Source organism: Gaetbulibacter jejuensis (assembly GCF_039524015.1).
Taxonomy (GTDB): Bacteria; Bacteroidota; Bacteroidia; order Flavobacteriales; family Flavobacteriaceae; genus Gaetbulibacter_B; species Gaetbulibacter_B jejuensis.
The window spans coordinates 483961-497139 of sequence record NZ_BAAAGF010000002.1 but is presented as its reverse complement, the minus strand read 5'-3'; the positions used below and the strand labels follow the sequence as shown (position 1 = coordinate 497139).

Sequence of the window (13179 nt, the reverse complement as noted above, 5' to 3'; positions counted from 1 at the left end):
TTAATGCTGAACAGCTTCGCCTGCTCCACTTGGTATTCTTATGTTTTCTACAATTTCTTGAACTTCAGCTGGTGGTGCTTTTGTAAATTTCATAACAACTATAGACACTACAAAATTAAGTACCATAGCCACTGCTCCAAACCCTTCAGGAGAAATACCAAACCACCATTCGCTTTTATCAGGAACTACATCGTCAAACCAACCTAGTTTGTACTTAATCATGTATAACAACATAGCTGTAATACCAACAATCATACCTGCAACAGCACCTTCTTTATTCATTCGTTTGTAAAAGATTCCTAAAATAATAGCCGGAAAAAAGGATGCCGCAGCCAACCCAAATGCAAGCGCTACAACAGCTGCTACAAAACCAGGTGGATTAATCCCAAAATAGCCTGCAACACAGACAGCTCCAACAGCTGATAAACGCGCAGCGATGAGTTCGCCTTTTTCAGAAATATTAGGCTTGATAATCTTTTTAACTAAATCATGAGAAACAGAAGCTGAAATAACTAACAATAAACCTGCTGCTGTTGATAATGCTGCAGCTAGTCCGCCAGCAGCAACTAAAGCGATCACCCAATTAGGCAGTTTTGCTATTTCAGGATTTGCTAACACCATGATATCTCTATCAACGGTTAATTCGTTTATAGATTCGTCAGCTACATATTGAATTAGTCCGTCGTTATTTTTATCAGTAAATGCAATAAGTCCTGTAGCTTCCCATTTTTTAAACCATTCAGGAACTGTTGCATACGGTTGATTGGAAACCGTTTCAATTAAGTTTGTTCTAGCAAAAACAGAAACAGCAGGTGCTGTTGTATATAAAATAACAATAAGCAGCAACGCAATACCTGCCGATTTGCGAGCATCTTTAACTCGTTTTACCGTAAAAAACCTAACAATTACATGAGGTAAACCTGCAGTACCTACCATTAATGCCAAGGTAATTGCAAAGACATCAATCATAGATTTTGAGCCATTGGTATATTCAGAAAAACCGAGTTCTGTGCTTAAACCATCTAATTTATCTAATAGATAAGTTCCTGAACCATCACTTAAAGTATCCCCAAAACCTAGTTGCGGAATCGGGTTTCCTGTCATTTGAATAGAAATAAAAATAGCAGGAACCATAAATGCAAAAATAAGTACACAGTATTGTGCTACTTGTGTATAAGTAATGCCTTTCATTCCACCTAAAACAGCATAAAACAAAACAATAAGCATCCCAATAATAACACCTGTATCAATATCAACTTCGAGAAAACGAGAAAACACAACACCAACACCACGCATTTGTCCTGCCACATAAGTAAACGACACAAGCAAAGCACAAAATACAGCAACAATACGTGCAGTTTTAGAATAATATCTATCACCTATAAAATCAGGTACTGTAAACTTGCCAAACTTACGCAGATAAGGTGCTAGTAAAAGGGCTAATAACACATAGCCACCAGTCCAACCCATTAAATAAACAGAACCATCATAACCACTGAAAGAGATAATTCCTGCCATAGAAATAAATGATGCGGCACTCATCCAATCGGCTGCTGTTGCCATTCCGTTTGCCAATGGAGAAACGCCACCACCAGCAACATAAAAGTCTTTTGTAGAACCTGCTCTAGACCAAATAGCAATACCTATGTATAAAGAAAATGTAATACCAACGAGTATGTAGGTCCATGTTTGAACATCTACATTTAAAAAGAAATTATGCATCATATCCGTACTTTTTGTCTAGTTTATTCATTAATCTAACATAAACGAAAATAAGGACAACAAACACGTACATAGATCCTTGTTGAGCAAACCAAAACCCAAGTTTAAAGCCTCCTAATTGTATGGTGTCTAATTCTTCCTTAAATAAAATTCCTGCGCCATAAGACACCAGAAACCAAATTGCCAAGAGGATTAAAACGTACTTAATATTGACTTTCCAATACTTTACTGGGTTTTGTTTATTCATAATAAAAAACTGTTTTAATTTTCAATTTATAAATAAAAGCCAATAATAATTATTAAACTATCAACATTTTCACTAATTCTTATACAATAATTTCAAATCATAATATTAATCTATCAAAATAAGCACTAGTTTTTGGGAATGGTTAATTTTTACTAAATTAAGGCTGCTTTTTTAATGAACCATGTGCGAAAATATCCATAGAGAAATTACCCAACTAAAACCTTTTGATGTGTTTTTGGTTATTGATCGAACCAAACCCAGTTTTGATTTTCCAATTCACTTTCACCCAGAGTACGAACTTAATTTTATTAGAAATGGTAAAGGTATACGACGTATTGTTGGTAACAGTATGGAAGAAATTGACGCTATTGAATTGACGCTTATAGGCTCAAACCTAGAACATGGTTGGGAGCATCATAACTGCACAAGTAATGCTGTTGATGAGATAACCATTCAGTTTCATGATTGGTTATTTACTGATGAATTGCTGAACCTAAACGCGTTTAAAGCCATTAAACAATTGTTCTTAAGGGCGAAGGAAGGCATAAATTTTTCAACAGAAACTGCTTTAAAACTTGAAAAACAGCTTACCTCTTTAGCTGAACACAATAATATTAATGATTATTTTGAATTGTTTTCAATACTTCAAACATTGGCTGACAGTGATGACTATAGACTACTCAATACTGACAACGATGTTGAAATAAGCGAATACGAAAACAGTAAAAAAATACAATTGGTACATGACTTTGTACATAATAATTATCACCAAAAAATTTCGTTAGATGAGATTTCGTGTTTAGTAAATATGAGCACAAGCTCATTTAATCGTTTTATAAAAAAACGAGCAGGTAAGACTTTTATTAACTACGTAAATGATGTTCGTTTAATTTATGCTACTAAACAGCTTATAAATACTGACATGAGTGTTAGCGAAATAAGTTACAATTGTGGATTTAATAACATATCCAACTTCAACAGGATATTTAAAAAAATTAAAAAAATTACACCAAGCAATTACAGAAACGAGTTTAGTAAAGTCACTCGTTTTTCATCTGAATTACACCAAGTATAATTCATTTATTTATCAGAAGAAGTCTTTAGCGTTCGTGTGTAGCTTTTAATTTGTTTAACCACTTTAGGTGCTAAAATAAGCGTAGAAATCATTGTTGGAAATGCCATTAAAGCAAAGAAACCATCAATTAAATTAATCATCATTGCTAGTGAGGTAGTTGCTCCCATTATAATACTAAGTATATACACTATGTTGTAGTAATTTTTGTTTTTAGCTCCAATTAAAAACGACAAACATTTTGTTCCATAATATGAATATGAAAACAATGATGACACACTAAAAACTATAATGCAACACAACAACATGTATTTACCTGTTGAAGCAAATGTTTGTTCAAAAGCTAAAGCTGTGAGGCTTACTCCATTGGCATCAGTAGTTTTCCAAACACCAGTTACCAATATAGCTAAAGCAGTAAGTGTACATACAATAATAGTATCTATAAATGGACCTAACATAGCTACTAAACCTTCACGAACTGGTTGTGATGTTTTAGTTGCTCCATGAGCCATTGGTGCAGTACCAATACCAGCTTCGTTAGAAAAAGCACCTCTACGTATTCCTAGAAGTATAAGTCCGCCAACTACACCTCCTAAAAATGTATCTCCTGTATAGTGATGAGCTGTAAATGCTTCAGTAAAAATAAGCGAGAAATATTTTGGTACTTCACTCGCATTTAAAATTAAAATTGAAAGCACCATTACAAAATACAACAACACCATAGCAGGTACTAACTTTGAAGCTGTTTTACTAATTCTATTTAACCCACCAATAATTACCAAAGCAGTAAAAAACACCAAAACACCACCTATAACAAGGTTTGAGGTAGTATTCACCTCCACTCCATTTGGTTGTAACAATATATCATTAATAGCTTGCGTAAGCTGATTAACATTAAACACAGGTAATGCACCAACCATACCACAAAAACTAAAAAACACTGCTAAGGGTTTCCAATGTTTGCCTAAACCTTCAACGATAACATACATTGGTCCACCTTGTAAGTTGCCTTGACTGTCTTTACCACGATACATAATCGCTAAAGCAGCCGTGAAGAATTTTGTTGACATACCAATAATAGCACTCACCCACATCCAAAACACTGCTCCAGGACCTCCAATAGATATTGCAACAGCAACACCAGCAATATTCCCCATTCCGATTGTGGAAGACAATGCTGTAGTGAGTGCTTGAAAATGTGTAATTTCTCCAGGATCATCAGGATTATCATATTTACCTCTAAGTACACTTAAAGCATGACCAAACAACCGAAAAGGCAAAAACCTTGATAAAATGAGTAAGTACAAACCACCTCCAATTAACAAAATAAGCAATGGCAAGCCCCAAGCATATGAAGCAAAATCTGAAATAAATTGATTGAGTTGTTCCATGAAGTGTTTTAAACAGTACTAAAAGTAATAATTTATTTGAATAGGTAATATTTGTGATTTACAAACTTCTTCTTTAATAAGAAAATAAAACCATAGCCATTCAAAGAAAAAACTCATTTTTTTCTTCATTATTCACATAAAATAAATAGTTTTGATTCATTAAATATTAACCCCAAATTTTATATTATGACAAAACTTTACCTAACTTTTTTTATTATTCTAACATGTACTATTCATGTAAGTTCGCAAATTACTTTTAAGGGCTGTACAGGAGTATTAGGAGACCAAGATTTTTACCTATCCAATACAGGTACTACTGATGATTCTGGAGACATTAGAAACACTTACGAAACGCAACCTAGTGACTTTGCCCAAAGTTGTCCTGCAGGTGTTTGTGAATTAAGAATTATATGGAACACATCCCTTGACAGATGGGAAATTCAACTAGACAATGATGGACCACTAAACTCTCCTGATTATACTACTGCAGTGATGTATTACAACACTACACCTTCTTTACCAAACCCTCCAGATTTAACCTTAGGGAGCTGGGTTAACGCTGAAGGTTATTGCCCAGAAACTATTACTACTTTAACAGGAAGCGTACAGGGCAATACATTAGGGAATGATGAAGTTGCTTTAATTAGTAATGTGAGTATATATCCTAATCCTTCAAGCAACTATATTGTTGTTGATGGCTTGACAAATACTACAACTTTTAATATTTATAATCTTGTTGGTATGAACCTTAAAAATGGTAAAATATCAAATAAAGAAAAACTAAATATTCAAAACTTAAATAACGGAATCTACTTATTAAAATTAGAAAACGGCACTACGTTTAAGTTTATAAAAGAATAACTACTAGCAACTTATAATAGCACACACCTGTTTCTTATACATAGACCGAAAGGTTTTGTTTGAGAAATAGGTGTTAATAATTAACATCACTTTACATCAGGCTTACTTAATGCCAACTTATTTTTTAACTTTTTAAAATCCCTATAACTTAAATTAAAAGCATGAAACACATTTACTCTGCCTTACTATTTACATTAATCAGTACATTATCATTCTCACAAGTTTTTGACTGGGAAACGGTTGAACTTGCTGATACTGGAGTTGCTCAAACAGTAGCTGGTATTACAGCTACATTTTCTTCATCTTATTCAAATACTGATGCAACGGCCTTATATGGTAATGGCTTCTCTGGCACTTCAGGTGTTGTTGTATTTACCTATCAAACAGATTCAGGTGATTCTGCAACTGTAAGTTTTAGTTCTCCAGTTGATATAACTTCGATTTATGCTTTTGCTCTTTATGATTATTCTGGAACTCGCACTTGGACCTTTACACCTTCAGGTGGAAGTAACTCAAGTGTTAATCAAGACTTGATATACGAAACAGGATCAACTGTAACTGTAAATTGGACAAACGTTAATTCTTTTACTATAACTAGTAGCCTTGGTAATGATTCATTTGGTCTTGATGATATCGTATTTTCTGCTGCAACATTAAGCACAAGTGATTTTAGCTTTAATGATAAAGTTGTTTACCCTAACCCTTCCTCAAGTTTTATTCATATTAAAGGCTTAACAGAAATAAGCAACTATAATATCTTTAACAATCTTGGTGCTGAAGTAATGAATGGTACACTATTAAACACTAACAAAATAGACATTCAAAATTTAAACAATGGTATCTATTTCTTAAAGACTGATAATGGAAACACGTTTAAATTCATAAAAGACTAATAATACTAACTGGTAATAAAAATTATAACTTCAATGGCTACAAGGTTCAAAAACTATGTAGCCATTGTTTTTATAAGGCAGCTTTTGTATTTTAACCTAACACACAAAACCTAATACAACCAACAAATTCTCACCAAAAACACATATATTAGTAGAGCTATAAGTGATTATATTAAATTTAAAAGCACCTTAAAACATAAATGCTTTTGTAGCTCATTTAATACAGAACTTTTAAACTCATTAAATCAAAGGGCATACCCATAAAACAATATAGTTTTTAAAACACTAAAACCATGAAAAAAATAAAATTTAGCACACAAGTAAATGCCTCTTCGCAAAAGGTATACGAAACTATGTTAGGGCTTAACAATAAAAATACTTATGAGCAGTGGACAGCTGAATTTAATCCAACCTCTACATATGAAGGCAGTTGGAACAAAGGTGAAAAAATGTATTTTGTTGGAACTGATGAAAACGGAAAAAAAGGTGGAATGATTTCAGAAATTGCTGAAAATATCCCATCTAAATTCGTGTCTATTCGTCATTATGGAATTCTTGATGGTGATTATGAAATCACTTCTGGTGAGCAAGTTGAAAAATGGGCTGGAAGCCTTGAAAACTATTCGTTAACAGAAAACAATGGTGTCACAACAGTAGAAATTGAATTGGATACTGATGATAATTACGCAGATTATTTTAATAACACTTGGCCTAAAGCACTAAACAAACTGAAAGAGATTTCAGAAAACCAGTAAAATGAATTCAACACAACAACTCGCCAATCGTTTACGCGAAGTTATTTTAAATGGAACTTGGATAGCTAACACCAATTACAAACACCAGCTAGAAGCTTTAGATTGGACTGTTGCTCTTGCCAAAGTAAAATCGCTCAACACTATTGCTGTGTTAGCACAACACATCCATTACTACATTGCTGGTGTAAAACATGCTTTTGAAAGTGGTACGCTAGAAATACGTGATCAATACAGTTTTGATTTTCCTCCAATAGAATCACAAGAGCAATGGAATGCTTTTTTAAATAAATTTTGGACTGATACCGAAGGTCTTATCGAACTAATTGAAAAATTACCTAACAGTAAGCTTAACCAAAGTTTTATAAATGAAAAATATGGAACTTACCAACGTAATATTGATGCTATGATAGAACATAGTTACTATCACCTTGGACAAATAGTATTGATACAAAAACTACTAGCCTAAATAAGCCAACACATTAGCTTGGATACGCTCTTGTATATTACTTACATCAGCTTTTACAAAAGGTTCTCCTGTAATGTTTTCGTAAAGTTCTATGTAGCGCTCTGAAACACTTGTAATATACTCATCACTCATTTCAGGAACGGTTTGACCTTCTAAACCTTGAAAATTGTTTGCAATCAACCATTGACGCACAAACTCTTTTGATAATTGCTTTTGGGCTTCTCCTCTATCCTGACGTTCTTGATAACCGTCAGCATAAAAATATCGTGAAGAATCTGGAGTGTGGATTTCGTCAATCAATACAATCTTTCCGTCTTTGGTTTTTCCAAATTCGTATTTGGTATCTACTAAAATCAATCCTCTTTCAGCAGCAATTTCAGAACCTCTTTTAAAAAGCTTACGTGTATAATCCTCAAGTACTAGGTAATCTTCTTCAGATACAATTCCGCGTTTTAAAATGTCTTCTCTAGAAATATCTTCGTCATGATCTCCCATTTCAGCTTTTGTAGCTGGTGTAATTATAGGTTCAGGAAACGCATCATTTTCTTTCATCCCTTCAGGCATTGGCACACCACACAACAGTCGTTTTCCAGCTTTGTACTCACGTGCTGCATGACCAGACATATAGCCACGAATAACCATTTCAACCTTAAAAGGATCGCACAAATGACCCACAGCAACATTTGGATCAGGAGTAGCAGTTAGCCAATTAGGGACCAAATCTTCAGTAGCTTTCATCATATTGGTTGCAATCTGATTTAAAATTTGCCCTTTGTAAGGAATTCCTTTAGGCATCACCACATCAAAGGCGCTTAACCTATCGGTTGCAATCATTACTAACTGCTCGTCGTTAATATTATAAACTTCTCTAACCTTTCCTTTGTATACACTTTTTTGATTAGGAAAATTAAAATTGGTATCTATTATTGTGTTGTGTGACATTTGCTTTAATTTATCATCATTACATACTATATAATGATAACTCTATTTAATTTTTTGTTGGCTGCGACTAAAAAACTACCAACTTAATTTATTCTCTATTTTCTATGCTCTTGTATGCTGCTATAATCTTTTTTACCAGCTTATGGCGAATAACATCTTTATCGTCTAAAAATATAATACCTACGCCTTCTACATTTTTAAGAATTAACAAGGCTTCTTTAAGTCCTGAAATGGTACGACGTGGTAAATCGATTTGTCCAGGGTCACCAGTTAGTAAAAACTTAGCATTTTTCCCCATACGTGTTAAAAACATCTTCATTTGTGCATGAGTAGTGTTTTGACCTTCGTCTAAAATCACAAATGCATTATCCAAAGTACGTCCACGCATAAAGGCTAAAGGAGCAATTTGTATCGTTCCGTTTTCTATAAAACTTGCCAGTTTTTCTGCAGGAATCATATCACGTAACGCATCATACAACGGTTGCATATAAGGGTCTAGTTTTTCTTTTAAATCACCTGGAAGAAATCCTAGATTTTCACCAGCCTCAACAGCAGGTCTTGTTAAAATAATACGTTTTACCTCTTTATTTTTTAATGCCTGAACCGCTAGAGCAACTCCTGTATAAGTTTTACCTGTTCCTGCAGGACCAATGGCAAATACCATATCATTTTTACGCATGCTTTCAACAAGCTTCCTCTGGTTTAGAGTTTGCGCTTTTATAATTCTTCCTCCAACACCATGAACAATGGTTTCTCCACTTTGTTCAGACGTTGTATAATCGTCACTACTTTGACTGGTAAGTACACGCTCAATAACATTTTCGTCCAACTTATTGTACTTAGCAAAATGAGTCATTAACATGGTCATACGACGGTCAAACTCTTCAAGCAAGTCTTCGTCACCATATGCCTTAATTTTATTTCCTCTAGCTACAATTTTTAATTTTGGGAAGTATTCTTTTAGAAGTTCGATATTTACGTTTTGAGCTCCAAAAAACTCTTTAGGAGTTATTTCTTCTAATTCAATTATAAGTTCATTCAAAAGGTACCTGATTTAATAAATTAATCTGTTTTGTTTTATTAGTTTTGTGTAGTAACAAATCTACACAATTTTAAGCGAGGTTAGATTAAAAAAATATCAACAATTATTACATGGCAATAATCACATTAACAACTGATTTTGGCGAAAAAGACCACTTTGCAGGAGCTATTAAAGGTGCAATTTACAGTGAGCTTCCTGATGTTAGAATTGTTGATATCTCGCATTCGGTTTCTCCTTTTAATGTTCCTGAAGCGGCTTACATTATTCAAAATGCATACAGTAGTTTTCCTAAGGGAACTATTCACCTTATAGGTATCGACTCTGAGTTAAACCCTGAAAACAAGCATATTGCAGTAAAACTAGACGACCATTACTTTATATGTGCCAACAATGGAATAATGAGTATGATATGTGCCGAAATTGCTCCTGAAAAAATTGTGGAGATTAATATCCATGATAAAATTGAAACCAATTTTCCTGTTTTAGATGTGTTTGTAAAAGTAGCTTGCCATATTGCCAGAGGAGGAACGCTTGAAGTGATTGGAAAAGTTATTAACACAATTAAGCCTATTAGAGATTTAGTGCCTTTTGTAAATGATGAAAAAAACCAGATTATTGGTAGTGTTATTTACATTGATAATTATGGCAACGTAGTTACCAATATAAGACGCAAATTTTTTGAATCTATACAAAAAACTCGTGCCTTTGAAATTTCTGCTCGCAACTATAAGTTTAAAGAAATATTGAACAGATATAGCGATGTTGTAAATTTTGACACTCCTGAAGATAAACGTTATGATGAAGGAAAAGGATTGGTTGTTTTTAACTCTTCAGGTTATTTAGAAATTGCGGTTTATAGAAGTAATCCTACTACTGTTGGTAGTGCCTCTACACTTATGGGATTAAGCATGCGAGATACTGTAACGGTTAACTTTTCAAAAACTTAAATATGTTTGTACGAATTGTAAAAATGAGCTTTGAGCCAAAACACATTGATGAATTCTTATCGAACTTTGAGTTAAGTAAACACAATATTAGAGCTTTTGATGGCTGTGAGTTTTTAGAACTTTACAGAGATAAGCACAATACAAACGTATTTTTTACGTATAGTCATTGGAATACCGAAGCCGACTTAGAGCGCTACCGACAATCGAGTTTATTTAAAGGTATTTGGAGTAAAACCAAACCTCTTTTTAATGCAAAACCTGAAGCTTGGAGTGTGGATAAATTGGCGAGTTTAGATTGATAAAATTTGAAATTACCAATTAATTCATCACAGAAACAGAACTAAAAAATTCGTGATTTACTAATAAACTTTTAACTTTCCACTTTAAACTTTTCAACTAAGATAATGCTAGCAATTCTAAAAAAAGAAATTACCTCATTTTTTGCATCACCAGTTGGTTACTTGGTTATAGCCATTTTTTTATTACTCAACGGATTGTTTTTATGGCTTTTTAAAGGTGAATTCAACATTTTAGATAATGGGTTTGCTGACCTCAATAGTTTTTTCACTTTAGCACCTTGGATACTTATTTTTCTTGTTCCTGCAGTAACTATGCGTAGCTTTAGTGATGAAAAAAAACAAGGAACACTTGAACTTCTACTCACTAAACCTGTAAGTCATTTACAAATTGTTTTAGGCAAATACGTTGGTGCACTGGTTTTAATACTTATTACCTTGTTACCAACACTATTATACGTGTATAGTATATACAAACTTGGAAGTCCAGAAGGAAATTTAGATTTAGGAAGTATTACAGGTTCTTATTTTGGCTTATTACTTATGGCTGCTGCTTACACAGCTATAGGTGTATTTTCTTCAACACTCTCAGACAATCAAATTGTAGCTTTTATTATTGCTGTGTTTATTTGCTTCTTCTTTTATTTTGGGTTTGAAGGTTTAGCTAATTTTAATCTTTTTGGTGATGCTTTTCGCCTTGAAAAATTAGGAATGGATGACCATTACAAGAGCATTAGCAGAGGTGTTATTGATACTAGGGATTTATTGTATTTTGTAAGTATTATTGTATTGTTTGTACTCATAACTGCTAGACGAATTGGCACAAAAGTCATTGATAAAAAAGAATGGTTACATCTATTAGTATTACCTTTAGGATTATTGGTTTTAAACCTCTTTACGCAGTCAATTTATAAGCGTTTCGACTTAACACAAGACCAACGTTATACGTTATCAAAAGCAGCACTCAACACTGTTGAAAATGTAGATTCTCCTTTAATTATCGATGTTTTTTTAGAAGGCGATTTCCCTTCGGAATTTAGACGTCTTAAAACCGAAACCAAGCAGTTATTGGAAGAGTTTGCGCTTCAAAATAACAACATTAAATTTAGTTTTATTAATCCTATTGAGAATGAAACAACTCGAGACCAAAACATTCAGCAATTAGTACAACGTGGTTTACAACCCTTTCAACTTACCGTAAAAGAAAATGGAAAATCGTCTCAGGAATTAATTTTCCCATGGGCTTTGGCTAGTTACAACGAGCAGACCGTAAAAATCCCATTAATAAAAAACAGCATTGGAGTTACTGACCAAGAACGCATCAACAATTCCGTGCAACATTTAGAATATGCTTTTGCTGAAGGGTTTAAAAAACTAACCACTGAAAAATCTAAGAAAATAGCCATTTTAAAAGGAAATGGCGAGCTGAATGACATATATATTGCTGATTTTTTAACAAGTATTAAAGAGCATTACAATATTGCTCCTTTTACTATGGATAGTGTTGCTAACCATCCGCAAAAAACCTTAGAGCAATTAAAAGGTTTCGATTTAATAATAGCTGCAAAACCAACTATTCCTTTTACTGAAGAAGAAAAATATGTCTTAGACCAATATACTATGAATGGCGGAAAAAGTCTTTGGCTTACCGAATCGGTTATTATGGACAAAGACAGTTTGCTAAACGACTCAGGAAGAGCTATTGCTGTTATTAGAGATTTGAACCTAAATGATTTTTTCTTTAAATATGGTGTTCGCATCAATCCTGTGTTAGTTAACGACATGTATTCTGCTCCAATAACTCTTGCTATTGGAGAAGGTAATGACGCTCAGTTTCAACCAATACAATGGCAATATTCGCCATTAGCAGCTAGTAATCCAAATCATGCAATAACCAACAACTTAAACTTGGTAAAGTTTGATTTTGCAAGTCAAATAGATACTTTAAAAAACGATGATGTTTCAAAAACTGTTTTATTACGTAGCTCTCAACTAACCAAGCTAGATGGTGTACCAAGAGAAATAAGTTTAGATATTGTTACCCAAGAACCTGACCCAAAAACATATACTAAAGGATTACAACCACTTGCTGTTTTATTAGAAGGTGAATTTACATCGGTTTATAACAATAGAGTAAAGCCTTTTAATCTTTCTAATGACAGAACGAAGAGTGATGCTACTAAAATTATTGTCATTGCTGATGGTGACGTTATTAAAAATGATGTAGTAAGAAACAAGCCGCAACAATTAGGTTTTGATCGTTGGACAGGTGAAAGTTTTGGAAACAAGGAGTTTTTAGAAAATGCTGTTAACTACCTTTTAGATGACAATAAACTTATAGATATTAGAACAAAAGAAATTGCTATAGCTTTCTTAGATTCCAAAAAAATTGAAGCACAAAAAACAAAGTGGCAATTTATAAATATTGCTTTGCCTCTACTCCTTTTAGGCATTTTTGGTTTTGTCTTTAATTACTTAAGACGAAAAAAATACGCATAAAAAAAAGCGACCCAAAAGGTCGCTTTTTTATTTTATTGAGAGTTGT

The 13179-nt window shown here is 33.3% G+C and carries 13 protein-coding genes; 8 read left to right on the top strand and 5 right to left on the bottom strand.

The genetic code is table 11. The features are described 5' to 3' along the window. Both ABD011_RS08770 and ABD011_RS08765 read right to left on the bottom strand, forming a co-directional pair. Nucleotides 1–1725: a sodium:solute symporter family protein gene (locus tag ABD011_RS08770; RefSeq protein WP_343797546.1), complete on the bottom strand. Its 1725-nt coding sequence runs from the start codon at nucleotides 1723–1725 to the stop codon at nucleotides 1–3. Beyond that, nucleotides 1715–1969, bottom strand: coding sequence for a DUF4212 domain-containing protein (locus ABD011_RS08765; RefSeq protein WP_343797544.1), 255 nt, complete (start codon nucleotides 1967–1969; stop codon nucleotides 1715–1717). The genes ABD011_RS08770 and ABD011_RS08765 overlap by 11 nt, the downstream gene beginning before the upstream one ends. Before the next feature lie 181 nt (nucleotides 1970–2150). Between ABD011_RS08765 and ABD011_RS08760 the strand changes: the two genes are divergently transcribed. Further along, a complete protein-coding gene (locus ABD011_RS08760) occupies nucleotides 2151–3044 on the top strand; it encodes an AraC family transcriptional regulator (RefSeq protein ID WP_129760706.1) in 894 nt (297 codons plus the stop codon). 5 nt (nucleotides 3045–3049) lie between these two features. On the opposite strand, the gene ABD011_RS08755 is transcribed toward ABD011_RS08760, so the two are convergent. Further along, complete coding sequence (locus ABD011_RS08755; RefSeq protein WP_343797541.1) at nucleotides 3050–4432, bottom strand: alanine/glycine:cation symporter family protein; 1383 nt, start codon at nucleotides 4430–4432, stop codon at nucleotides 3050–3052. Between the two features lie 186 nt (nucleotides 4433–4618). On the opposite strand from ABD011_RS08755, the gene ABD011_RS08750 reads away from it, so the two are divergent. The 4 genes from ABD011_RS08750 to ABD011_RS08735 all read left to right on the top strand — a co-directional run bounded on the left by ABD011_RS08750 (nucleotide 4619) and on the right by ABD011_RS08735 (nucleotide 7407). Next, entirely contained in the window at nucleotides 4619–5293 is a 675-nt protein-coding gene (locus ABD011_RS08750) for a T9SS type A sorting domain-containing protein (protein ID WP_343797539.1), read from the top strand. Nucleotides 5294–5454: 161 nt separating this feature from the next. Then, the gene (locus tag ABD011_RS08745; protein ID WP_343797537.1) at nucleotides 5455–6186 is read left to right on the top strand and encodes a T9SS type A sorting domain-containing protein; all 732 of its coding nucleotides are present in this window, start codon (nucleotides 5455–5457) and stop codon (nucleotides 6184–6186) included. 293 nt (nucleotides 6187–6479) lie between these two features. Then, complete coding sequence (locus tag ABD011_RS08740; RefSeq protein ID WP_343797535.1) at nucleotides 6480–6941, top strand: SRPBCC domain-containing protein; 462 nt, start codon at nucleotides 6480–6482, stop codon at nucleotides 6939–6941. 1 nt (nucleotide 6942) lies between these two features. Further along, nucleotides 6943–7407: a DUF1572 domain-containing protein gene (locus ABD011_RS08735; protein ID WP_343797533.1), complete on the top strand. Its 465-nt coding sequence runs from the start codon at nucleotides 6943–6945 to the stop codon at nucleotides 7405–7407. Here ABD011_RS08735 and ABD011_RS08730 read toward each other — a convergent pair. Then, complete coding sequence (locus ABD011_RS08730) at nucleotides 7399–8349, bottom strand: phosphoribosylaminoimidazolesuccinocarboxamide synthase (protein WP_343797531.1); 951 nt, start codon at nucleotides 8347–8349, stop codon at nucleotides 7399–7401. The genes ABD011_RS08735 and ABD011_RS08730 overlap by 9 nt on opposite strands. Nucleotides 8350–8437: 88 nt before the next feature. After that, entirely contained in the window at nucleotides 8438–9391 is a 954-nt protein-coding gene (locus ABD011_RS08725) for a PhoH family protein (protein WP_131507400.1), read from the bottom strand. A 110-nt stretch (nucleotides 9392–9501) separates the two neighbouring features. On the opposite strand from ABD011_RS08725, the gene ABD011_RS08720 reads away from it, so the two are divergent. From ABD011_RS08720 to gldG, 3 genes are all read left to right on the top strand, one after another. Beyond that, the gene (locus tag ABD011_RS08720) at nucleotides 9502–10338 is read left to right on the top strand and encodes an SAM hydrolase/SAM-dependent halogenase family protein (RefSeq protein WP_134200096.1); all 837 of its coding nucleotides are present in this window, start codon (nucleotides 9502–9504) and stop codon (nucleotides 10336–10338) included. A gap of 2 nt (nucleotides 10339–10340) precedes the next feature. Continuing rightward, complete coding sequence (locus tag ABD011_RS08715) at nucleotides 10341–10637, top strand: putative quinol monooxygenase (protein WP_343797527.1); 297 nt, start codon at nucleotides 10341–10343, stop codon at nucleotides 10635–10637. A 105-nt stretch (nucleotides 10638–10742) separates the two neighbouring features. Further along, nucleotides 10743–13133 (top strand): gliding motility-associated ABC transporter substrate-binding protein GldG, encoded by a 2391-nt coding sequence (gldG, locus tag ABD011_RS08710; RefSeq protein WP_343797525.1) that lies wholly within the window; start codon nucleotides 10743–10745, stop codon nucleotides 13131–13133. Nucleotides 13134–13179 lie beyond the last annotated feature (46 nt).